The 25166-nt window shown below is 41.4% G+C and carries 19 protein-coding genes; 4 read left to right on the top strand and 15 right to left on the bottom strand.

All coding sequences use genetic code 11. The features are described 5' to 3' along the window. Positions 1–6: 6 nt before the first annotated feature. From porM to H4075_RS18040, 7 genes are all read right to left on the bottom strand, one after another. A complete protein-coding gene (porM, locus tag H4075_RS18010) occupies positions 7–1536 on the bottom strand; it encodes a type IX secretion system motor protein PorM/GldM (RefSeq protein WP_182802210.1) in 1530 nt (509 codons plus the stop codon). Between the two features lie 61 nt (positions 1537–1597). Continuing rightward, positions 1598–2344, bottom strand: coding sequence for a type IX secretion system motor protein PorL/GldL (gene porL / locus H4075_RS18015; RefSeq protein ID WP_182802211.1), 747 nt, complete (start codon positions 2342–2344; stop codon positions 1598–1600). Positions 2345–2455: 111 nt separating this feature from the next. Next, positions 2456–3724, bottom strand: a complete 1269-nt coding sequence (gene porK / locus H4075_RS18020) for a T9SS ring complex lipoprotein PorK/GldK (RefSeq protein ID WP_182802212.1) — start codon at positions 3722–3724, stop codon at positions 2456–2458. Between the two features lie 163 nt (positions 3725–3887). Then, positions 3888–5951 carry a thioredoxin domain-containing protein gene (locus tag H4075_RS18025; RefSeq protein ID WP_182802213.1) on the bottom strand — a complete coding sequence of 688 codons (2064 nt, stop codon included), beginning with the start codon at positions 5949–5951 and terminating at the stop codon, positions 3888–3890. A gap of 239 nt (positions 5952–6190) precedes the next feature. Further along, positions 6191–6961 (bottom strand): uroporphyrinogen-III synthase, encoded by a 771-nt coding sequence (locus H4075_RS18030; protein WP_182802214.1) that lies wholly within the window; start codon positions 6959–6961, stop codon positions 6191–6193. A 56-nt stretch (positions 6962–7017) separates the two neighbouring features. After that, complete coding sequence (locus tag H4075_RS18035) at positions 7018–7914, bottom strand: DUF4271 domain-containing protein (protein WP_182802215.1); 897 nt, start codon at positions 7912–7914, stop codon at positions 7018–7020. A 37-nt stretch (positions 7915–7951) separates the two neighbouring features. Further along, positions 7952–9757 (bottom strand): ShlB/FhaC/HecB family hemolysin secretion/activation protein, encoded by a 1806-nt coding sequence (locus H4075_RS18040; RefSeq protein ID WP_182802216.1) that lies wholly within the window; start codon positions 9755–9757, stop codon positions 7952–7954. A 45-nt stretch (positions 9758–9802) separates the two neighbouring features. Between H4075_RS18040 and hemW the strand changes: the two genes are divergently transcribed. Together hemW and H4075_RS18050 are read left to right on the top strand one after the other, a co-directional pair. Beyond that, positions 9803–10933 carry a radical SAM family heme chaperone HemW gene (hemW, locus tag H4075_RS18045; protein WP_182802217.1) on the top strand — a complete coding sequence of 377 codons (1131 nt, stop codon included), beginning with the start codon at positions 9803–9805 and terminating at the stop codon, positions 10931–10933. A gap of 82 nt (positions 10934–11015) precedes the next feature. Next, positions 11016–11738: a DUF6962 family protein gene (locus tag H4075_RS18050; protein WP_182802218.1), complete on the top strand. Its 723-nt coding sequence runs from the start codon at positions 11016–11018 to the stop codon at positions 11736–11738. A 200-nt stretch (positions 11739–11938) separates the two neighbouring features. Here H4075_RS18050 and H4075_RS18055 read toward each other — a convergent pair whose 3' ends face one another. The 7 genes from H4075_RS18055 to H4075_RS18085 form a co-directional block, all read right to left on the bottom strand. Beyond that, entirely contained in the window at positions 11939–14428 is a 2490-nt protein-coding gene (locus tag H4075_RS18055; RefSeq protein WP_182802219.1) for a prolyl oligopeptidase family serine peptidase, read from the bottom strand. Positions 14429–14536: 108 nt separating this feature from the next. Beyond that, positions 14537–15613: an NAD(P)H-dependent glycerol-3-phosphate dehydrogenase gene (locus H4075_RS18060; RefSeq protein ID WP_182802220.1), complete on the bottom strand. Its 1077-nt coding sequence runs from the start codon at positions 15611–15613 to the stop codon at positions 14537–14539. Between the two features lie 75 nt (positions 15614–15688). After that, positions 15689–17071 carry an efflux RND transporter periplasmic adaptor subunit gene (locus tag H4075_RS18065; protein WP_182802221.1) on the bottom strand — a complete coding sequence of 461 codons (1383 nt, stop codon included), beginning with the start codon at positions 17069–17071 and terminating at the stop codon, positions 15689–15691. Between the two features lie 39 nt (positions 17072–17110). Next, positions 17111–18553: a TolC family protein gene (locus H4075_RS18070; RefSeq protein ID WP_182802222.1), complete on the bottom strand. Its 1443-nt coding sequence runs from the start codon at positions 18551–18553 to the stop codon at positions 17111–17113. Between the two features lie 101 nt (positions 18554–18654). Next, the gene (locus H4075_RS18075) at positions 18655–19824 is read right to left on the bottom strand and encodes a trans-sulfuration enzyme family protein (protein ID WP_182802223.1); all 1170 of its coding nucleotides are present in this window, start codon (positions 19822–19824) and stop codon (positions 18655–18657) included. Between the two features lie 8 nt (positions 19825–19832). Continuing rightward, positions 19833–20180 carry a VOC family protein gene (locus tag H4075_RS18080; protein ID WP_182802224.1) on the bottom strand — a complete coding sequence of 116 codons (348 nt, stop codon included), beginning with the start codon at positions 20178–20180 and terminating at the stop codon, positions 19833–19835. Between the two features lie 4 nt (positions 20181–20184). Beyond that, the gene (locus H4075_RS18085; protein ID WP_182802225.1) at positions 20185–21504 is read right to left on the bottom strand and encodes an APC family permease; all 1320 of its coding nucleotides are present in this window, start codon (positions 21502–21504) and stop codon (positions 20185–20187) included. Positions 21505–21600: 96 nt separating this feature from the next. Here H4075_RS18085 and H4075_RS18090 point away from each other — a divergent pair, with 96 nt between their 5' ends. Further along, the gene (locus tag H4075_RS18090) at positions 21601–23670 is read left to right on the top strand and encodes a TonB-dependent receptor family protein (protein ID WP_182802226.1); all 2070 of its coding nucleotides are present in this window, start codon (positions 21601–21603) and stop codon (positions 23668–23670) included. A 192-nt stretch (positions 23671–23862) separates the two neighbouring features. Here the strand turns inward: H4075_RS18090 and H4075_RS18095 are convergent, their stop codons facing one another. Next, positions 23863–24318, bottom strand: a complete 456-nt coding sequence (locus tag H4075_RS18095; protein ID WP_182802227.1) for a 6-pyruvoyl trahydropterin synthase family protein — start codon at positions 24316–24318, stop codon at positions 23863–23865. 274 nt (positions 24319–24592) lie between these two features. Between H4075_RS18095 and H4075_RS18100 the strand changes: the two genes are divergently transcribed. Beyond that, positions 24593–25153 carry a helix-turn-helix domain-containing protein gene (locus H4075_RS18100; RefSeq protein ID WP_182802228.1) on the top strand — a complete coding sequence of 187 codons (561 nt, stop codon included), beginning with the start codon at positions 24593–24595 and terminating at the stop codon, positions 25151–25153. The last annotated feature ends 13 nt before the right edge of the window (positions 25154–25166 follow it).

Raw genomic sequence — 25166 nt, forward strand, 5'->3', positions numbered from 1 at the left:
TGTCTTTTAATATAGATTAAACGCCATTGTGGGCAAAGTTCTTGTGTTACCGCCTGGTCCAACTGCTTTTATTTCATCAAGTACTACAGTTGTACCGGGTTTGCAACGGTTCATCAGATCCTGTACAGCATCAAATGTGTTGCTGCGGATACCTGGTTTAACACCTGCATCCGGGAAGCCTGCACCTGTTGCATAGAAAGTATAACCGGTAACAGTAAAGCTTACACCTTCGAACACGAAGTTCTCAAGCTCGGCTCTGATACCTCTTTGTGCTTTAAATACATTGGCAGGAATACGTCCGCCTTTACTGGCACCAACCATTGGTGTTGGATCGGGAACTGTTTTCACTCTGAATTCAAAGCTGCTTGGCTTACCATCAGAATTAACAGTAATAACAGCTTTTCCTGGTGTTGTAGGCTTGGCAATATAACGACCGGGGCCAATTTTGCTCAATGAGCCATTGTTGATACCTACCGTTACTTTTTCATCACCTACGTTACCGCCACTAACAGCGAGTTCGTTATCCAAACCGATGTATAATACTTTTACTTTTTCAGCACTTACAAAAGCACCTGTTGCGGTACCCACCGTATAATTGAGGTCAACTTCCTTTTTTGCAGGATTACCATCCTGATCAGTGTAGCTAACAACAACTTTTACCGAACCGCTGGTACTTCCTACCTTATATTTTCTTACCGCCATTCCTTTGTCGTTCAATTCAACGGGTGTTCCTGCAATACTTACAGTAGGAAGCTTGCTCTTACTGAATGCTGCCAGACCTGCAGTGATTTCCATTTCCTGTCCCGGGAAAAGGTAAGTCGTGTTAGAACCTACAATGGGTTCAAACGCATCAAAACGAACTACTACCTGACCCACACGGTTATGGAATTCATTTACAAAACGACTTTCTGTTGTTTTAACGTCGTTTTGAAATTTGCTGAGCATGGTTAATGCCGCAACAGTAGGCGTCATGTGGAAATAAGCTGAAGCCCAGGTTACTTTACCCATTTGACGGGTATTTGACTTAGGAATTTCAGTATTGATCGGCAAATTCTTTTCAAACATTTTAGCTACTTCCGGATCAATAGCCAGCATAGCTTTTTTATACTGCTCTAATTTCGTTCTGAGCTTTTCGCCTTCACCCTGCTTATCCATGATACGGGTAGCGATATCTACGTTATCTTCTTTGAATTTTGATTCAGGATCTTTTGGATCGTACCCTGCTTCAATTTTTAATTTCAGTTTCAGTTGCTCAATATAGTCAGTTACCTCTTTTGTTAACCGAACAGCGGTCTCGGCTTTTGGCATCCAAACTTCTGCTTTGGCTTTCGATTCAGGTGCTGCAAGCTTTATTTTAAACGATTCCATGATCGTTTCTGTAGAACGGTTAACAACTGTATTGGTAGTGGTAAGACTATTGTCAACTACTTTAAATGCATTGATGATCTCTGCTGATACGTTGAGTGCCAACAGTGCTGTTAACACCAGGTACATCAGGTTGATCATCTTCTGCCGGGGCTCTTTAGGTAGTGCCATCTTTTTCGGATTTTGGTTTTAAATCAGGAAATAGTTTTGGTTGCTCTTCTGTTGATTCATATTAACGTCCCTGCATTGCATTGATCATGTTACCATAGATGTTATTCAACGTGCCAAGGTTTCTTGCTAAAGAACCGATTTGCTCTTGTGCTTTCTTAGCATCATCTACACTACCTAACATAGCTTCAGAAGCCTGTGTAAGGTTGCCGTAGAATTTATTCATTGCTTTCAGGTGATTATTGGTATCCTGTAATTCCAATTCATAGATCGTATTTAAAGAACCGAGATTCTTCGTCATAACCTGTACCTGCTCATGGTATGCTTTTGTACCTTCTGCAGCTAGATTGAAAGAAGAAACGGTTGAAGCAGCTTGCTGGTAAGCATCTTTCATACCATCCAATACTTTCGCAGCTTCTTTTGAAGAGGCGCTTAACTGGCCGGTTGAAGAAACTACATCACTTACATCTTTAATACCACCAACAGTGCTGTTGAGCTTTTGGAAATTTTCTCCAAGGCTGCGGAGATTTGCCGGTGTAATATCTGCATCACTCATCATTTTGTCTAATGAAGCGAGTGCAGGCGTTCCTGCCGGAACTGCTGCTTTATGATCATCGTGCATACCATAACCCTGTGAGGCTAAGTAAGCATATACTAAGAAGATACCTGCTTCGGTCAACAGACCTACTGTAAGCATCATATCTGCAAATGAAAGGTGAAGGATCTTGGCCCACGCTCCGAAGATTACAACTGCTGCACCTGCGGAAACGATAATGTTCGTGATTTTTTCGGTTGATTTAGAGACTGCCATAAAAGTTGGTTTTAAAAAAGGTAAATCAATGATGGTTTGTGATCAGCTCAAAAAACTTAGGTTTTTGGACTAAAAGGTAAATATTAGGATTATAAATTTCAATGGTGATGATTAACGTTTGCGCATCATAGGTGGCAGGTTGATCACACAACGGAAACCGATGTATGATTTTGCTGTATCCTGATACTCATAGTTACGGGTACTTGTTTGCAGGAAATAACCTACACTCTGCCAGCTACCACCACGAACCACTTTACGTTTCATACGGGGAGGATCGCTGTCCTTCGCATTGTAACGGATATCCGGGTTCATGTCATGTGCAAAATTGTAAGCTCCTTCATAGTAAAGAGAACCTGTCCACTCTGCCACGTTACCGGCCATGTTGTAAAGACCGAAGTCATTTGGCCAGTAAGCATCAGCACGTACAGTATAGAAACCACCGTCTTCAGGATAGTTACCACGGCCGGGTTTAAAGTTGGCCATTAAACATCCTTTACGGTTGCGGAGATAATAGTTACCCCAAGGGAACATTGATTGTGAACGTCCGCCACGGGCTGCATATTCCCATTCTGCTTCAGATGGCAAGCGGTAGCTTGATTCTGTAGCATATCCTTTCTTATCATTAAAATCATTGAGGTGACGTGTACGCCAGTTACAAAAAGCGTTCGCTTGTTTCCAGGTTGTACCAACTACAGGATAGTTCGCAAAAGCCGGGTGAGCAAAATAACGCTGGCTCATTGGCTCATTATAACTGTAAGAGAAATCACGCACCCATACCAATGTATCGGGATATACTTTAACGGGATTCTTAATAATGAATTTTGAACGGGGTTCATTTGGTTTACGGTAAGCAGCTGCTTTGTAGTCCACATACTCTTCCTGATAAATGAGTTTATCAGGATCGATTTCCATTTTACCGAAAATACGATCATCCGGAGCCATCATCATCTGGCCGAGTTTCTCATATACATTCTTCTCTTTCCAGATACCAGCGGCTTTTTTCCAGTCGATGGAATTGGTTTTAGGATCGATGTAGTTTAACACAGTTGCCGCAATGGAATCCCTAACGTAGAACACAAACTGCTTGTATTCGCTATTAGTAACTTCAGTCGCATCCATCCAGAAACCGCTGATCGATACCTGGCGGTTACGTGCAGTGTACGCATAGTTGATGTCCTCATCACTTGGGCCCATGTGAAAGGTACCTTGAGGAATCATCACCATTCCAAGATGTGTGTTGTTGTTTTGTTTGGCGTTGTAGGATGCACCAACAAGTTGACCGTTGTTTGCTGATTTCGAAGATGACTTCGATTTACCGCAGCTAACAGCTAGTACGGATAAGGCGGCGATTGTTAGGCAACTTAACAGTTGGTTCTTCATTTGTTAAGAATTTAATTTTCTTGATTAAGGTATTGGACAAATTTAAGTGATCCCTTTCAGGATTGACCTTAAAACTCATCGCAATGCTAGTAATTAATTTTTAATTATTCAAAATGTTTTTACAGCTCGTAGTCGATAACGGGGAATCAATATTTTTATTGTTTTACCCAGTGACAGAAGTCAAAACTGCCCGTATTTCCTGTGTTTCAGCGGTTGGTTGGAGGCAGGCATATTCCTTACATAAGTAAAAAAAGGTGATGCCCGGGGGCGAGTCCCTATTTAATAATAGCGGGAAACTACTATTACTTTTTGTGGAAGACTGCATAATTATATTGGGTCTGTACCAGCCTAAAACCTCGTCTCTTTTTGATTCGTGTGCATTTCCAACGATCGCCAGCTCCCTGAATCCATTGATCCGATTCTGCAAAAGACCTGCCCAAACCCCAAAAGAACCGGGGTATCGCACCATTACATCTTGTAAACCGAGCAGCATTTTTGTGCTCCGTTCCGTCCATTCAGGCTTATGGAAAAAGATGCCCAGTTTTTGAAGATTGACCGCCATAACTGCATTACCCGAAGGCGTCGCCCCGTCATAAATTTCTTTTTTCCGGACCACGATGTCCGGTTGATTGGCGGCTGTGAAGAAAAAATAACCGGTTTCTTCCTCACCAAACTGATCAATTGCTGCAGCCATCAACTCCTTTGCTTTGAGCAGATAGTTGGTATCGGAAGTTATTTCCTGCAAATGCAAAAGCGCTTTAATGAGATAAGCATAATCATCCAGAAACGCCGGATGCTTAGCCGTTCCATCTTTGTAAACATGCCACAAACCATCTCTGTGTTCAAATACCTTCAACAGAAACTGCATATTGCTGATGGCTTTTTGCCTGTAGACCTCTTTTCCTGTTGCTGCAAAAGCACTGCTGTAAGCATCGTTCATTAATGCATTCCAACTGAGCAGGATCTTATCATCAAGCAATGGTTTGATCCGTTTTTCTCTTGTTTTTAGAAGAAGAGCAAGACAGGATTTCATCTTCTTTTCAAACGCACTTAATTCCAACCCATTCTCGGCACAAAATGATTCAGCTTTTTGTTTGATACGTGGAATGTTCACATCTTCCCAGTTACCATGCTCTGTTATATCGTAAAATTTAGAGAACAGTGCTGCATCTTCTTTCAAAACATCTTCCACTTCCTGTTTTTTCCAGGTGTAATATTTACCTTCAACGCCTTCACTATCGGCATCTAACGCAGAATAGAATCCGTTTTCAGAAGATGTCATTTCCCGTTCAATGAAGACCAGTGTTTCTTCAATGGCCCTTTTATACTGAGGTTGCTTTGTGAGTTGCCATGCTTCACTAAGAACGATCACCAGTAATGCATTATCATAAAGCATTTTTTCAAAATGGGGAGCCAGCCATTCTGCGTCTGTGCTATACCGTGCAAAGCCACCGCCCACATGATCATAAATACCACCTTCGATCATTTTTTCAAGACTGAGACAGGCTTGCGCCAAGGCTTCTTTATTACCGGTGAAATGATAATACTGCAGCAAGTAACCAATCGTAAATGTTTGAGGAAATTTTGGTGCATTACCAAAACCACCCCAGCTACGATCAGCTGTTTTCATAACAGCATCAAACATTAATTCAGCTTGCTTATTTGGAAACAATTCTTCTGCAGGCAGATCAAACTTCAATACTTTTTGTGTGCCGAATGAATTGGCGTTTTGTAAATGTTGTACGAGTTCTGTTGCCTGTTGTTCTATCTCTTCCCTTTTCTCTTTAAATGCATTGGCAACTCCATACAACACTTCTTTCCACGAACTGCGGTTAAAAGCTTTAATCGGTGGATAATAGGTACCGCCATAAAACGGTTTCAGATCGGGTGTCAGAAAAACATTCAATGGCCAACCACCGCTTCCGGTCATTGCCTGCACGGCATCCATGTAAATATGATCAAGATCGGGACGTTCTTCCCTGTCAATTTTTATATTGATAAAAAGCCGGTTCATGATATCGGCAGTCGTTTCATCTTCAAAACTTTCTCTTTCCATTACATGACACCAATGACAGGATGAATAACCAATACTCACCAACACCGGCTTATCTTCTTCAACAGCCTTTTTCAATGCTTCTTCACCCCATGGAAACCAATCCACCGGATTATGTGCATGCTGCAATAAATAAGGGCTGCTTTCTTTAGTAAGACGATTGGTATGTGCCATAGAAGATTACTGCTGTTGATTCAACCGCAAACCTACTTTGTTTACAACAGAAAAAAGGTAAATGAAATTATTTGGAAATCGTGTTTGCTGTTTCAGATCAACGAAAAGATTATAAACAAGATCATAGCTGTTACAAAATGCGGCGAGTCGGCTTCGCAAGACATCGCCCGAAAACGTTTGGATTGGGGGCTCTGGAAGAAAAACCCTAGTCTGTTTACAACGAAAAAAAGTAAATGAAATTATTTGGAAGCCTGTGCCAGAAACTTATCCAAAGCAGAAACCATACTTGGCGCCTGCGGATCGGGTGCCTTAATCTGCAACTGCAGTCCGGCCTCTTCAACCGCTTTAAACGTATTAGCACCAAAAGCACCAATAAACGTTCCGTTCTGTTTGTACTTGGGTAAATTTTCGATGAGGCTTTTTACACCGCTTGGGGTGAAAAAACAAATGATGTCAAAGTCACCTTCAGTGATCAGGTCCTTTACATCATTGCTGACAGTTTTGTAGAGAATAGGTGTTGCAAACTCGCAGTTATGATTACGAAGCCAGGTCGTGATCTCGTTATCAATATTTTCGCTGCAGGGGTATAAAAACTTTTCGTTGCTTTTGTGTTTGTTCACCACATCAAACAAACTTTTATTGGTACCGTCGGCGCCATAAAATACTTTGCGTTTCCGGTAGAGGATAAACTTCTGGAGATACAATGCCACAGCTTCTGTAATGCAGAAATACTTTGTTTCCTGCGAAACAGATATTCTCATTTCTTCGCAGGTGCGAAAAAAATGATCAATGGCATTGCGGCTGGTGAAAATAACAGCCGAATAAGCGGTGATATCGATCTTTTGTTTTCTGAAATCTTTAGAGGGGATTCCTTCAATACGTATAAAGGGCTGAAACGACAACTGTAAGTTGTATTTCCTGGCAAGCTCGTAGTATGGCGACTTATCGGATTCTGGCCTTGGCTGCGTTATCAGGATGTTTTTGATCGCTTTCTCTTTTTGGGGCTTCATACCGTGTTTTTCCATACGTGGAAAAGGAAAATTTCTGCAAAGGTAAGTACAATTGTTTACAAAAAGCCAAGGATCAACTTATAGATAACCAGCAACGGGGCGATCTCAAAAGCCATGAAAAAAATGAAAAAATGGAACCTGCCAACCTTGATTTCTGCCTGCACAGGGCGGTAGGCCCGCAGAAAGCGGTAAAGGAAAAGTCCTATAATGACAACCAATGAAATAGTAATGGCTATGCCTGCCAGCTCTTTTTCAGCAAAAGCGATCACAAACAGGAAAGGAAGCAATACAATACCCACAATTTTATTGATCAGGAAAACAATAAACGAATAGGTTTCAGCGGCATTCTTCATTCCAAACAACCAGCCGCTTACCTGCAGAAAAACATACTTACCGAGGTACATCAGGGCAATGGCGGCTGTCGTAACAAGCGGTATAAACAGATCGGGTAATTTAACCGATACATCAAAATAACTGATGAGCAGGTACACATAGGTACCGGCCGCCACGGCAAAAAACAAATTGAACAATAACGACTGCAAACCCGATTGCACCAACTGTTCCCTGATCTGGTTCACACGCAACGAAGTGCGGAAGAACACCCTGAACATATCGCTGAAATAACGCAGGTAAGTGATACGAAGCAATCCAAACAACAAGGCAATACCCAAAATATAATAGAACAGCCAATCCCTGCTTTCAACCTGTTTTTCTTTTTCGATCTGGAACTGAGGTTTTGCAAAAAGATTCAACCTGCTTTTTGCAAGAATAGCTTTGTAACAGGAATCAAAGGAAACGAATGGAACTGTCTGCAATTGCTGAACCGTATCTTTTGCAACTACAACCGGTGCAGTTACTGAAACACTGTCAGGCTTCCGTTGCACAACGGAAGTATCCTGTGCTGCAACAGTAAATTGAACCGATAAAAGAAGTAAGAATAAAATGAAACGCATGGGTTGGTTGCAAAAATAATCAAGCGATCATCAACCATCAGAAAAAATTCACATAACCAAAGTGAATTTTACTTTGGCGCAGGTTTAAAGGTGAATCATCTCTTTTACCTGCCGCAAAAGCGATATTGAAAATACCTGCTTTTGTTTCAAAGGCCATACCCAAACCTGAACCAATGAAGTTGTTGCTGGTATTGGCAAACTGGCTGTTGTTACGCACCCATCCCCCATCGGCAAATGCATAGATATAACTGTTGAGCCCGATAAGAATGCGGTATTCGGCTGTTAACACCGCATAAGCTGATGCAAAAATGCTTTCTTCATCAAACCCACGCAACAAACGAAAACCACCTAATTGATACAACTCATTCCGGAAAATGCGGGGGCTTTGAATGAACCCTGCATTGATCGCTGTTTTAAACGCTGCGTTCTTACCTGCTTTTAAATAATTAGCTACGCTTGCACGTAAACGAAACGTATAAGCTCTTGTGCCAACTGAATCGTAAAGCGATTGATAGTTGAAACCCGGATCGTTTGGATTTTTCAACGATGAGATATTGTTATTGGGTCTGATTTTTCGAATACCGGCCGAACCGGTAAACTTCATATCAAATCCTTTGCGTGGATTGAAACGATAATCGGTCGTAAACCATTCGTATTCCAAACCAATGTTTGAAGTTGTTTGATCGATCTGATCGGGCAACCGCTTACTGATACGGATTGCATTTGTATCAACCGTGAGCAAATTAGAAATGGATTGCTGGTAAAATATTTTTCCACTTCTGTTTCCACCAAATGCATACTGCACGCCCAACTGTAAATTGATGTTGAGAAAGCTGCTGTCTTTTTTCAACCCATCAAATGAAACATCTACACCAAAAGGCGAACCGAACAAAAATGGTTGCAGGTAGCCCATTTGCAAACGTGGCGATTGCACCTGTATCTGTTGAAACACGATGGTTAATGCTTCACCCAAACCAAATCCATTCTTCAGGTTAAGATTGAAATCACCAGTCACCAATAATTTATTACCACCCAACTGATCGTTTGAAGGAAGAAAACCAATGATACCATTGATCTGGCTGCTCTTTCTTTCTTTGAGATATAGATTAACGATAGAACCTGTTCCTAAAAAACTCATGTTCCATTTTTGTTCTTCGAGGAGATACGGCAGTTGCAATAAGCGTGGACTGATGTTGAGCAGTTTTTGTTTCTGGTAAATCGAAGCATCCTGTATCTCCAGGTAACGTTGCAGGAAACGGTTACTGATCTTTACATCGCCATACACACGAATGCTGTCGATCTTATACAACGGGCCCTTGTCGATTTTTAATATTGCGGTGATACCTTCCTGTTGCAGAGTGAAACTGTCAAGATAAACGTTTGCAAAAGGATAACCCGTGTTCTCAAGTTTATCAAGCAATCTTGTTTGCAATAATTGTACTGCTGCATAATCGAGTGGCTGCTGTTTGAAATTTTTATCACGATAACCTGCAGCATTCAGCAGGTCCTGCGGCACAGCTGATGTATTGAGTAATGCCCAACGATATGTTTGACCAAGGAATAACAACACTTCAGCTTTTGTTGAATCCATTTGTACAGAATCAACCGAAGCAGTGATATATCCTTTCTTCTGTAACAGTTTCGGCAATTCAAAAATGTATTGGCTGCAGGCGCCCTTATCATCAAATTCTTTTACTAACCCAATAGAGGATGAGACATCAACCGAATCAGCAAAACGATACAGCAATTGATACTTTTTTTGTGCTGATAGAGGCATCACAAAAAAACAGCAACAGGCTGCAAGAAAAATGGCTTTGTAAAATGCTGAACGGATTTGAAGCACGAACGGTTAGTTTTGCAGTTTCGAAATTAAGGTATCAGTTTGAGGATGGCAGGTATTTATATTCATATTCCGTTTTGCAGGCAGGCATGCAATTACTGTAATTTTCATTTCAGTACCAGTCTGCATTACAAGAACGATTTTGTGCAGGCTTTATTGAAAGAGATTGAATTACAGGCAAAAGCCAACTACCTGCAAGGCCAGACGATTGAAACAATTTATTTTGGTGGAGGTACGCCCAGCATTCTGCAGATCGATGAATTGCAGCAGATCATGCAACAACTGCATCAGTATTTTATCATTGACTCATCGGCTGAAATAACATTGGAAGCTAACCCCGATGATGTAACGGATGAAAAGCTGAAAGGCTGGAAACAACTCGGCCTTAACCGCCTCAGTATCGGCATTCAATCGTTGTTTGAAGAAGATCTGCGGTGGATGAACCGTGCACATACCGCCGATGAAGCAAAACAAGTGATCAGCAAAGCAAGAGCCGCAGGCTTCGATAGTTTTACGGTTGACCTGATCTATGGCACGCCCGGTTTAACTGATGAGAAGTGGTTGTATAATTTGAACTGGGTATTGCAGCAAAACATCAATCATCTTTCCTGTTATGCATTAACGGTTGAAGAAAAAACACCACTGGATAAACAGATACGTCAGCATCAAAAACAGGATGTTGACCCGGAACAACAAAGCCGCCAGTTTTTAATACTGATGGATCATCTGCAACAAGCCGGTTTTGAACATTATGAAATTTCCAATTTTGCAAAACCCGGTTATCGTAGTAAACACAACAGCAGTTACTGGAAGGGCGTGCATTATCTGGGTTTAGGCCCATCGGCACATTCATTTAACGGCGTTAGCAGGCAATGGAATATCGCCAACAATCAACTGTATATTCAATCGCTCAACCAGGGGATAGTTTCGTTTGAAAAAGAAGAACTAACGGCTACGCAGCAGCTCAACGAATATATCATGACCAGTTTGCGACTCATGGAGGGTTGCGATCTTAACTATATCAGCCAAAAATTTGGCGGCGACAAATCATCACAGCTGAAAACGGAAGCAGCTCCCTATGCAAGTAAAGGCTTGCTGATGAATACAAACGATCATCTCATTCTTACGAAGGAAGGAAAACTCTTTGCCGACAGCATTGCCTCCGACCTGTTCTTCTAAAAAACGTACTTTATATTTTCAAGGCTTTTTTGTAAATTAGAATGCAAGTGTTTTCGGGTTGCTGCCACCAAAACTACACCTCATGCTGGAGCCTGTTATTGATTTTACAAACATGCCTTACTTGCATTTGTTTGGCATAAAGATCCTGGAGCCGTTTACGGTTCTTACAAACCTCTTTATTGCTGCAGCATGCTTTTATGCTTACCGCAAACTCCAGGTGAAAGGATTAACACAAACCCTTCCTCATCGTTTGATTTCGCTTTTCTTTTTGCTGATGGGTATCTCTACAATTCTTGGTGGTGTAATTGGCCACGCATTTTTATATGAAACAGGTATGTACGGAAAAATTCCCGGATGGTATATCAGCATGGCCGCCGTGGCCGTGTTTGAACGTGCGGCTATTATTCACAGCCGCCCCTTGATGAATAAAAATATCGGACAGTTTTTTTCATGGTTCAATTATGCAGAGATACTTACATTCATGATCCTTTCATTGATCACTCTCCGCTTCACATTTGTGATCATGCATGCCATGTATGGTTTATTAATCGTTGTTTTTTGTTTTGAATTGTATGTGTACAGCAAAACAAAAGACCCGGCATTAAAACATATTTTTTATGCAACAGCCTGGGGGTTTGTTGCCTTGCTTTGCCACGCCTATCAACTAAGCATTCACTATTGGTTTAATTACAACGATGTGAGCCATATGGCCATGATCGCTTCCATTCTGCAGTATTACAAAGCTGCGGTAGGAATGCAGGCAGAAATTAAAAAAGAAGAAATGATTCCCGTAAGATTGGAATAACAGGTTAATGTGAATGAGTTTTTGCACGCCTGTTGCTTACTATATGTTGCACAATGCCGACTGCCAACATCAGCAGAAGTGCCCAGGGACCAAAACCTGTGAAAGAGAAAGGCATTGTTTTTTGTTTGTATAAAGTTACGAATAGACGATCGCTGCTTTGCGCCAATCATCAATTTTAACACTTATCACCACTAATTATCTTACTTCTGCAATACATATTCCACAGGCGAAAGTTTCCATTGATGATCAAAAAAACCTGCCAGCTTAATCGCTTTATCATCCGCTTTCAACATATCACTATTAAAGATCATAAAATCGGGAAAGCCGCTGCCGCCTGCAAAATACTGGTTGGCATAAGCAGCTTTCATTCCAACTACACCCGTTGCAGCCACTACACCTGTAAGTAATTTTGGATCTTTCTGCGGCCAGATGAAATAGGCAGCCAGATCATTCCCGTTCCATTTTACATCACCTGCTTTTACTTCATTATTATTTATCTGAATGGGACAATCGCTGAGTAAACTTTTCCAGGCAGCATTGGTGCTGGCATTGCCATACAGTATAACATTCCGTCCTGCATATAAAGCAGGCGAATATTCTTTATCCGTAATAATATCAACCGCACCATTACCCCGGTAATACCAGGTTTCTGCATCATAAACAGCTTTGTTCATGGTTGCTTCTTTTTCTTCACTAGTACCACCTGTGCCTACAACGAATACCATGTGGTGATTAAACGCTTCTTTAAATGCTCCATAACGTTGCGGATTTTTTTCATCAGCAGTTGGTTTTGTTACCATCACCCATTTGTCCTTTTCTTTTACAACAAAAATTGTATCGTTAGCAGAAAAGGTTTTATACGAAACAGCAGCAGTGCTGTCTAATACAATTTTCACATCGGCTCCTGCACCAAAGTCATTCAAAGCTAATTGCAACAACAACACATTTTCTGTTGAACCGGTAATAGTCTTTGAATTATTATTTCGTTTCAATTGAATACGGCTATACTGCAACGGATGCAGTTGCTGATAAATTGTTGCCCAGCGATAACTTGAAGAAATACCGGGACTGGAAGTTGTAAAGTCAATTGTATTTACTGATGTATCATGTGGTATACTGTGCCATTTAAAGAAACTGAAGATATGCGGCCAATCCACACTCTGGTCGCCAAACCAATGTTCGCCACCGGGATATTCGTAATAATTATAATCGCTGTGAAAATCGGCCAGCACTTTACGCATTTGTCTTGCATAAGTTACAGGCACTACTCTATCTGAATCACCATGAAGAATGTAAACGCCGAGCGGTTTATAATTGAACGCAAGTTTGGGCACATCACTTTGATTGCCCGCACGTAGTAATATTTTTTCTGAAGCACTACGGCTGCTGTCGGGTATTCGTCCATCAGCAGAGCCATAATCTTTTAATGAAGCATAACCTGCTGCCGGAGCAATGGCCGCCCATTTATCAGGATAAGTAGCACCAAGAAACCAGGTACCATGACCGCCCATTGAATGGCCGGTTAAATAAATGTGTTTGGGATCGGGGTGAAATGTTTGTTTTGCAATGGTCAACACTTCCAAGGCATCAAGCCGTCCCCAATCTTCCCAATTAAAACCACGTGGCCTGCGGTTAGTGGCAGCTACTAATGTGCCCCAGTCTTTCGGTTTGTATGCACGTGCCTGCCCTATTGCTTCCACTCCTGCACCATGTACCGAAAGAAATAAAGCAGCATTGTTTTTCCATCCGCCAAGCTGTGGTGTAACAGCATAGTATTGCAAGCTGCCATCGATATTGCTGATGAATGTGTTATTGTAATGACTTCCATTTTCAACAGCTTCAATGGAAATTATTTTTTCATCCACTGCTTTTCCATTTTGCAATAACAAAACCTTGCAATCGTATTTTCCTTTTGCAGCAATACCTGAAGCATCTAATTCAATGATCACTTTCCGTGTGCCACTTGCAGGAATGGAAGCGATTGTAACAGTTGCTTCTTTTCCAGCAAGTGAGGTTTTCAGTTGAAGATTTTTCAAAACAACTGCTGAAGTATTGGCAACAACCAAAGCAGCTTTAACTTTTTTGTTTTGTTGATCTGCAACAACAATTGGCAATGTGAGATCATTGGTTAAAAGCTGTACAGGTTTTACATTCAGAATAAGCTGTGGTAACACATTTGCAGCACGTATATAAAATTCGTTCAATCCTTTTTTCAGCATTACCGGCACATACATATAACCGGAACTATAAGGATCGCCCATATGCGGAGCTCCATTTACATACACTGCACTATTGCCCATAATATTCAGCAGCGCCGGTTGTGCCTTCTTACTATTATAGGTGAGGTATAAATAATCACTCCCTCTGTCGGCCGAGCCGGGATTTAAAAACGGATTGGTTGTACGTTGAAAGTTTCGTCCAAATACACGAAATCGTCCGCTGCTGTCAGCAGTTATTTCACGCCAGGTGATCTTCTCCCCTTTTTCATTCGTCCCAAATTCAGCATTCGCAAAGGGCTTAGCTAATTGACCATTGTACATTTTCCATGCAAGCAGATCAGTATAGATCGCTTCACGTCCGTAACGGCTGCCGCTTGCAACTGCAAGTCCCTGCTTAAAACGAATGGTATCCTGTGCAAAGGTTTCAGTAAAAAAAAGAAAGAATGTAAATGCAATGAGCAGTCGTAACATGTTCATATATTAAAGGATCAAAGTTCAATTAAGTATAATGAATACCTGGTAAAACTGTAAAGAAAAAAGGTTTGCGTACAAAGCACTCTTCAAGACAATAGACACAGTTTAAATCAACACCTGCTCCAACTGTTCAAATGCTTCAGCAGGTTGTACATCTTCCCACAAAATTTTATAGATAGCTGTAGCAATGGGCATATCAGCACCCAGTTCCTTATTGATGAGGTAAAAACATTTGCTGGCATTATAACCTTCGGCCACCATATTCATTTCAAGTTGTGCAGCTTTTACACTAAACCCTTTGCCGATCATATTCCCGAACGTACGGTTACGGCTATACAACGAGTAACAGGTTACCAGCAGATCACCCATGTACACACTTGCAGCATAGTTAGCCGATTTACGCAGTGAAGTTTTCATCAACTGCACTCCCGGAATTGGTTCCTTGTGCACACCCACTTCCATATTGCGGATACCAACTTTGCGCAAGAAGCCCGCCATTTCATCGGCAGCATTAGCAATCAATACACTCAAAAAATTATCACCATACTCAAGCCCGTGTGCAATACCACTGCCCAGTGCATAAATGTTTTTGAGAATGGCTGCAAACTGCACACCATACACATCATCATTGATTACGGTATTGATATAATGATTACGGAATTGATCAGCGATCCACTGTGTTGTCGTTTGATCAAGACCTGTAAACGTGAGATACGATAATTTCTCAGATGCCACTTCTTCTGCATGACAAGGACCCATGATGGTGTAATAATCCTTCGGATCAAAACCAAAATCATTCTTAAGGTAATCGTTGAGCAGAATATTCCGGTTAGGCATAATACCTTTAATTGCAGAAATGATCTGCTTCCCTTCAAAAATATCTTTGGGTAATTTATCCAGTACTTCTTCTGTGTAAGCAGAAGGAATGGCAAGTATCAGGTAATCGGATTGCTCAATTGTTTCAGTTAAGTTTGTCGTTAACGTGAGCAAAGATGTATTGAATGTTGCCGATCGCAGATAGCTTGGATTATGACCGTGCTTTTTTATTTGATCAATAATGTTCTGATTCCGCACACACCAGTTCAGGGGCACGCCGTTTCCATTGAGGATCTTCGCAAGAGCCGTGGCAAAACTGCCACTCCCGATAATTGCAAACTGCTGATTAAGTTCTTCCTGTTTCAAACAATTAGTTTTCAGAACATCTAAAATAAAAGAATCCCGCCATCAGGCGGGATTTTACGATTCTTTTTTTCCGATTTATTTTTCGTCGTACACTTTATCTTTTGGCACCACTGTTACTTTCATGCCGTCTTTTAGTGTTTTGCTGATGGTATTATAGGGTGCACTCACCACTTCATCACCTTCTTTCAATCCACTCATCACTTCAATGTATTCGTTATCCTGAATATTTGTGCGGATGGCTACCTTCTTTACAGTACCGTCTTTCTGCACAATAAACACCACTTCTTCCATTTCATCTGTCATTACAGCATTGTTCGTTGTTACTTCCTGTCCTTGTGCTTTCTTTTTATCTGCTTCTTCTTTTGCCTTTGCTTTCGATCCCTGCTCATTTTTATCACGGGTGGTAACTGCAAGAATCGGTACAGCTAATACATTTACCTGTTTTGTGGTCATAATATCAGCGCTTGCGCTCATACCCGGTCGGAACGGAAGATTTTTTCCTTTTGCCGGATCAATGAGATCTGCATAAGAAGCAGGATCAATACGGATATACACTTTATAATTTGTTACATCGCCTGATGCTGCTGCAGCACCGGTTGCCTGGGCAGAGGTACTGCTGCTTGATATCTGCGTAACCACACCTTTGAATTTGCGATCGTTATAAGCATCCACTTCCACAATGGCACTATCCCCAATTTTTACTTTGGGAACATCATTCTCACCAACATCAACACGCACTTCTATCTTGCTCATATCTGCCACACGCATAATTTCTGTACCAAGACTGAAACTGTTACCGGCCACACGCTCACCTTTTTTTACTGCCAATAAAGAAACAATACCATCCATTGGAGCAAGAACAGTTGTACGGGAAAGATTTTTATTAGCTGCAGTTAAACTTGCCTGCGCACTTTGCACACCTGCTTTACCACTGCGGATGGTTTGCTTAGCTGCATCAAGATCCGCTCTTGCAGTTAAGTATGCGCTTTCTGCCTGTTCAAACTCCTGGCGGGAGATCACTTTTTCATCAAATAATTTTTTCTGACGGTCGTATGCAAGTTTTGCCTGGTTCAATCTTGCTTCAAACGAACGAAGAGATGCTTCAGTATTTCCAACCTGTGCCTGCTGCTGGTTAACGATGGATGCAGCCCGGTCTCTGTCTGAAGTTAACACGTCCGCAAAAACTTTTGCCAGTAATTGACCCTTACGTACACTATCGCCTTCTTCTACATACATCTCCACTACTTCACCACTCACATCAGAGCTTACCTTTCGCTCATCTTCGGGATATACTTTACCACTTGCGTTTACTGTTTCAATAATTGTTCGTTTAATGATCTTTTCAGTAGCCACTTTCGTTGCTTCCTTTTTACCGATCACTTCTTTTTTCTTCAGGATGATAAGGGTTGTTGCTATCACCAAGAGGATACCGATGATCCACCAGATTTTCTTATTCATATTCAGTTGTTATTCCTTTGTTGATTAGATGGTGTTGCTTTATAATTTTATTCCCTGTCCTTTATAGAACTCCAGCACTTTCATGCGAAACACATAATCGTATTGGTTAGAGATCCTTTCAAGTCTTGCACGGAATAAATTACTCTGATTTGTGATCAGGTCAATTGTCCGCAACAGGCCTGCATCATAACGCTTTCTTGAAAGCTCGTACGAATACTCTGCAGTCTGTACACTTTTAACAGATGCCTGGTAACGTTGAAAAGCTGCCAATGCACTATTATAAGCGGTGTAAATATTTTGCTTTAATGATTGATTATCTTTTTCAACCTGTAACTGTTGGTTTTGATAATTCAACTTGCTTCGTTGCCATGCGGTGCGTGCCTGTCCTCCATTAAAAATGGGAACGTTTACACTCAAACCAATTGATTGACGGAAGTTATAATCGAGCTGGCGGCCAAATGTTGCCTTTTGTGAACCCGAAGGAATAAATCTTTCTGTAAATACATTTGGATTTAGAGCACTACCACTTCCCGTATAACCAATAGGGATAACAATAGGAACATTTGCTCCTTTTGGTAATGATTTAAATGCACTGGAGTAAGCAGAATTGAGGTTCCCGAATGCGCCAATACTTGGGTACATATTTCCTCTTGCTGCTTTAACGTATTTTTCAAAAGCTTGTAAACGAAGATTATTTACTTTCTGCAGCGGCATATTTGCTACAGCCAGCAGGTAAACAGATTCAGGCTGCAGATCTGCAAGCTGTTCAACAGGAATACGTTCAACAGGAGGTATATCCAGTTCAAACGGAACTGAAGGATCAAGATTCATAAAGGCTTTCAGCGAAAGCAAATTGCCCTGATAAGTTGTAAACGCTGCAATGTAGGCACTACTGTCTCTTGCCAATTGTGCTTCCAGCTCAGCAGCATTTAACTCCGGTAAGCTTCCTGCATCAACTAATTTGCGGGTATTGATGAGCTGTTCCCTGGTTTGATTGATCTGAACAATTGAAATATTTATCTGCTCCCTTGAAAGTAATGCCTGCAAGTATGCAGCTGCAATATTTAATGAGATGTCATTCGCCAGGCTTGTAACGGCAGTTTCTTGTGCCTTTGCATCCAACTCGTTTCCAAGGATCGTATTCTTTTGGGAGTTGAAATTAAAGAGTGTAACACTGGTAGAAAGACCAAACTGCGAAAATGTTACCTGGTCGGTCGTGAATCCGTTGGTTGCCGGATCGATAGAACGACCAAACTGGAAACCATTACTGTTCTGAAAATTAGCACTGGGCCAACGTTGTAATTTACTCTGGTTTAATGTGAGCTTACTAAGTCTTGCCTGTACATCAGCCTGTTTAACGCTAACGTTATTTGCTATGGCATATTCAACGCAACGGCGAAGATCCCATTTTTCCTGGGCCTGAATTGAGGTTCCGATGCACAGCAATGATGATAAGATTATAACAAAATGTGTTTTTTTCATATACAATTGATGACAATATTATGACGTTTGGGGCACGAATTTATTCTTTTTTGACAAGCGGGAAAGTCCTGACCAGAATACTCCCGGCTAAATTAAACCCTTCATTTTAACCCAGACCGCTCAAATGCCTGATTCAGGTCAGTAATCAGATAGGCTGCTTCTTCCAAACCCACATACAACCGCATCATCTGGTGATCGGGATTGGCGGCATCAAACTCATGATCCTGTAGTCCTGCACACTTGGGCAACAACAGGCTTTCATGTCCGCCCCAGCTTACAGCCATCTGTATATGTTGAAGACTTTCGCAAAATGTTACAATCTGTTGCCGGCTCTCTGCTTTTACATAAAAAGAAAATAAGCCGGGTGCCTCTTTCATTTGCTGTTTGGCCAGTTGATATTGCGGAAAACTCTCATCAAAGGGATAAAGAATGCGCTTTACCGCCGGGTGCGCCTTAACAAAAGCAACAACATCCTGTGTTGTGCGGTTAATGCGTTCGAGCCTTGCAGGTAGGGTTCGCAATCCACGGATGAGTAACCACGCATTGAATGGCTGAATACCGCTGCCGATGTTAAGGTACTCACTGTCGAAGATCTTTTTCATCATGGCATGTGTACCGCTTAATACTCCGCCCAATGTATCACTATGCCCGCCGATATACTTGGTGGCTGTTTGCATAGCCAGGTCAATGCCCATTTCAATGGGCTTTTGATATAATGGCGTGCAATAGCTGTTATCAATTAAGGTGATGATGTTATGCTGTTTGGCATAAGCCGCAATAGCAGAGATATCCTGCATCGCAAAATCCCAACTGTTGGGGCTTTCCAGGTAATAGAAAGTCGTATCAGGTCTTGTTGCATTGAAATAATTGGTTGCGTCTCTTCCATCAACATAGGTTGTAGTGACAGCAAAACGTGGAAGGATCACATCAAACAAACGTTGCACCCATGTGTAGGGCTTGCTCACACTTACAATATGATCGCCGGCTTTTACATTCGCCAGCACCCCGGCAAAGATGGCTGCTGCGCCGTTGTTAAATACCAAACAATCTTCTGCTCCATCCAATGCAGCTAATTTTTTACGCAGAATATCAACTGTTGGGTTCAATCCACGACTGTAGAGATAAGTGCTCATCTCATCTGCAAATGCAGCACGCAACTCATCTACTTTGTTAAACCGAAAATTACTAGTTTGAATGATAGGCGGTGCAATGGCATTGAAATAATGCTCACGGTCTTCGCCCAGTTCGTTGAGAATATAAGAAATGTCCATATTAAAAATTATGCGCCGGTTATAAACCCGATATGATTACCAAAAGGATCTTCTACAATGGCGACTTCAATTGTGCCGCCAACATTGTGTGCTGGATCAATAATAATTGCACCAAGCGATACTGCTTTGTCAACAGCAGCCTGCAGATCATCAACACTCCAATAAGATGTGCTGTGATTGCCTGTTTGCGTTTTGCTCATGTCAGGATCAAGTCCCAACTCAAAGCCATTGATATCAAACCCCACATAAAACGGTTCATCAAAATAAGGTTCTTTACCTGTGAGGGAAATGTACCAGCTTTTTGCAGCAGCAAGATCATTGGTTCGATAAATAACTGTGCGGAGTTTCTGCAGCATGTGATTATTTTTTTCGATGAAAAATAAAATAGATAATGATGAATGTTACTAAAACGCCCAACCCTGTTAACGCAGCCGAAGGATCATCAATCGCAATACTCGTTCCTACAAATAAGTAAGCCGCAATAAAAATGAGTGGCATCAACGGAAACAGTTTCATCTTATAGATTCCTGTTCCATCTAAATGTTTCGTCTTTTTACGGAACCAGAAAATAGTAGCACTGCTCAACACCATTCCGAAACAATCAAGAAAAATGGTGAAGGCCAATATCTTTTCAAACTCCTGTGCAAAGAACAAGATGATGATACAAATGGCAGCAAATACTGTTAATGAGAAAGTGAGCACATTCGTTTTTTCATTTTGCTTTGCAAATATCTTCGGCAGACTACCATCATCACCCATCGCATACATTACCCTTGGGTTACTCATCAGTAATCCATTTACATAAGCCAATACGCCAAGAAATAAAAAGGCGGAGAAGACGGTAGCGCCTGTTGTACCAAATATTTTATCGATCACCACATACGCTATTTCACGTTCGCCTTTCATTTGCTGAAAACCTACGAGATTGTAATAACTCATGTTGACGAGTAAATACAAACCAATGATGATGGCAATACCCATGAAAATACCACGTGGAATATTTTTAGTGGGATTCTGTACTTCGTTCCCAAAGTTGATGGTTTGCTGGTAACCGCCATAGGTAAAGGAGACAGCTATCAAACTCACACCAAGGCTTTTGATCCAATCCATATTGCTGAATGTTGTTACAGCAGTGGTTGTTTCCTGCACTGCATATTTATCAGGAAAGAATAAAGCAGCGATCAGCACCAATATCATCCCGATCTTGATGATCATTAAAATATTCTGCGCCATGGAACTCAACTTCAATCCACGCAGGTTAATAAAATAAAAGACAGCGATGGCCACACAACTCACCAATGCTTTATGTATATCTGTCCATTCGCCCGGAAATAATTTTAACAGATAACCGCTGCCGATCAATGCCACGCCACTTAAACTGGCTGCATTACTCACTAGTATCAAACAGTTAATGGCAAAGGCAATACTGGGATGATAAGCCTGTGCAAACACTTTATAATAACCACCGGTTACCGGAAAACGGCTGCCGATCTCTGCATACGTTAATGCACCACACAAGGCCACCAAGCCACCAATGAGCCAGGCACTAAAATAAACCGAAGGATCAATGGCGTCTTTGGCACTGGTAGCAGCAGTACGGAAAATACCCATACCGATTACCAGGCCCACAACGATCATTGTAAAAGAAAACAGGTTGAGTTTATTGGCTGAAGTCTTCATGCTTTTTCTTCTTGCGATGAAGATAGTTTTTCTTTCAACTCATTCTTTTAAAAAAAACATGAAAGGCAAACCCGGATTGTCTGTAATTTTAGGGCGATGAAGAACCAATCACTAACCCTGCTTGCAACAGTAGTTGCACTTTTCTCCTTTGCACAGTCACAACCCGACTCCACTTCCAAAGAACTAGGTGAGGTAGTTATCACAGCGTTTGAACAGAACCGTAAGCTTATGGATGTTCCGGCAGCTGTAAGTTATGTGGGCCAAAAACAATTGAACCGTTTCAGTAATGCATCGATTGTGCCGGCGTTGAATGCTGCACCCGGTGTGCGTATGGAAGAACGCAGCCCCGGCAGTTACCGTTTAAATATTCGTGGCAGTTCATTACGATCGCCGTTTGGTGTGCGCAATGTAAAAGTGTACCTCAACGATATTCCGTTTACAGAACCGGGCGGCTCTACTTATTTAAACCTGTTGGGTTTTTATAATATCAACTCTGTTGAAATACTGAAAGGACCATCCAGCAGTTTGTATGGTGGCGGCAGCGGTGGTGCTGTGTTGTTGAAAACAAATGGTAACAATCAAGCAGCTGGTGTGGGTATTGATTATACTGCTGGCAGTTTTGGTTTGAGTAATGTAAATGCGGTTGTACGTATTGGAGAAGGCGCCACGCAACAAACCATCAGCTATAATCGACTATACAGTGATGGTTACCGTGACTGGACAAGACTTGACCGCACTGTGTTTAGCTGGGACAGCCGTTTTGCATTGAACGCAAAGCAAAGCATCCGCACTTACGTGATGTATGCTGATCTTTCGTACCAAACACCCGGCGGATTAACTGCTGTGGAGTTTGCTGCAAACCCTAAACAGGCAAGACCAAGAGTTGGTGCTACGCCTTCGAGTGCGCAGGCAAATGCAAGTGTGAACCAGGAAACATTCTTTGCAGGATTGAGTCATGATTTTCAGATCACGGAAACGTTTAAGAATACTACTTCTTTATATGGTGCTTACTCACAGTTTGCCAACCCAACTGTCCGCAACTATGAACGCCGCAGCGAACCACATGCCGGCGGAAGAACAGTATTTGCGTTTACGCCACGTGATGTAATTGGTGAATTAAAATTTGTTGCCGGTGCCGAACTGCAACGAGGCTGGTATAACATTCGTGTATATAAAAATGTAAACGGCACAAGCGACAGTCTGCAAACAGAAGATGAAGTGAATCCATTCTTATGGAATGTATTTGCACAGGCCGATTGGAAATTACCACAAGGCTGGATCATCACTGCAGGTGCTAGCATTAATCAGAATAAAATTGAGATCACAAGGCTGAATAAATTCCCATTGAGTCCGCAACGCAGAAATTATGCTAATGAAATTGCTCCACGACTTTCGGTTTTGAAAAAGATCAAAGAAGAATTGTCGCTGTATGCATCTGTTGCCAAAGGATTCTCTGCTCCCACTTCTGCTGAAGTATTGCCTTCAACTGGTGTGATCTCTACCAATCTTAATGCTGAAGAAGGATGGAATTATGAAGCAGGTATCCGTTTTAATTACAAACGTAAACTGTTTGTAGATGTGAACGGCTTTCTCTTTAACCTCAGCAATACCATTGTGCAACGCAGAGATGCAGGTGGTGCTGATTATTTCGTGAATGCCGGCAGTACAAAACAACGTGGTGTGGAAACCTTTGCACGCTATGCCATTGCAGATAGTGAAACTGATTTTCTTTCAACAGCAAATGTGTGGTTGAGTTATACGTTCAATGATTTTACATATAAAGATTTCAAACAACTCACCAATGATTTCAGCGGCAAACAATTGCCCAGTGTACCAAAACATATTGTTGCTGCAGGTTTTGATGTAACACTCAAGCCGGGTATTTATCTCAACGTTACTTACAACTACAATGAGAAAACGCCTTTAAATGATGCCAATACATTCTTTGGTGGCGATTTTCATTTGCTGGGTGCAAGGCTTGGTTACAAACAACTTTACTTTGGCAAACTGCGTGCAGAAGTATTTGCTGGTGCCGATAATTTGTTTAATGAAGTGTATAGCTTAGGTAATGATATTAATGCAGCAGCCAATCGTTTTTACAATGTAGCACCTGGACGGAATTATTATGCAGGGGTTTCGTTGTTTCAAGGTTGCAAGAAGAAGTAACTTATTCTCATTTATTGAAACAGTATGAAGTTGTAGAGATTTCTCCTTCGTCGAAATGACGAAACTCTGAAATTTCAACAACCTGAGTTTACTCAAACTCTCTACACCGTCATGTCGAGGCACGTGACATCTCTAAACAATCAGAGCGTTACAACTATATCGATAAACCAAGCAACTCACTTTTCATACATCTTACCAAATATCTCCCTGGTAAACTTCCACTTCTTCACGCCAGGTAGCGTAAGAATTTTTTGTTTCGTACAACCGAAGCTCCACCAGTTTCATATCACCGGGCAACTCTTCCTGCACGGCCCGTTTAATAAAGAGCAATAAATTTTCAGCAGTAGGTTCTGCATCCCAGGCAACAAGATTTTCCTGCTCGGTTACTTCGGGGTGTTGAGCAATATAATTTCGTGAGAGCACCAGTTTATGGTCAAACAGATCCACCACTGCCTTTTGTACAATTTGTTTCAGGTCTTTAAAATCGAGCAGAAAACCGGGAGCCGGTAAAAACGCATCTTCGTTTACCAGCGAACCAACCGTTACGTGCAGCTCATATGAATGGCCATGAATATTCTTACACATGCCGTTGTAACCATCAATGGCATGCGCTGTTTCAAAATCAAATATTTTTGTGAGTAATAACATATGTTCTGATTAAGGGCGCAAATTTATCAGGACTTACTGTGATCAACGACTTTATGAACCTGATGTTCATCAGTTTCCCGGCGAATGATCATCATTACATACGCAATTTTCAACCTTTCATTTCTGCCATTTTCAGCAACCTGCTGTTACTCAACTGTTCACCGGAATACAAACTTTGTATCAATGCCAGCTTGTAAAACAATACCTTTAAACGGATAATTGTACAAAACAAACAAGACCTTCCCCGCAAGGCACCAACCAAACCAAATAACGAATGAAGATTTACATAAAAAATATGGCCTGCGAAAGCTGCAAGGTTGTTGTACGGGAAGCATTGGAAGAACTTGATCTGTCGCCCATAAAAGTAGAATTAGGCGAAATTGAAACCAAAGAAGACGTTACAGATGAAGACAAGAAAAAACTCAACAATAAAATTAAAAAGGTTGGTTTGGAATTGCTGGAAAAAAAGCGGGGTGTACTAATTGAAAAGATCCGGAAAGAGATCGTAAATTATGTGTACAAATCAGATGAGAAACCGGATGTTAATTTATCTGAACTACTAAGTAAAAAATTACATTACAGTTATACCTATCTGGCCAACTTTTTCTCAGAGGTGGAGGCCACTACCATCGAACAATATGTGATTGCTTTGAAAATTGAACGCATAAAAGAGCTGATCATTTTTGGAGAAGATACGTTTGCAGAAATAGCCTACAAACTGCATTACAGCAGCGCTGCACATTTATCAACACAGTTTAAAAAAGTAACAGGATTAACACCATCGCATTTTAAAGCATTAAAAGAGAAGAGAAGAATAACCATACAAAATATTTAAAAGGTTGCTCTTT

This window comes from Lacibacter sediminis (assembly GCF_014168535.1).
In the GTDB taxonomy this organism is placed as follows: domain Bacteria; phylum Bacteroidota; class Bacteroidia; order Chitinophagales; family Chitinophagaceae; genus Lacibacter; species Lacibacter sediminis.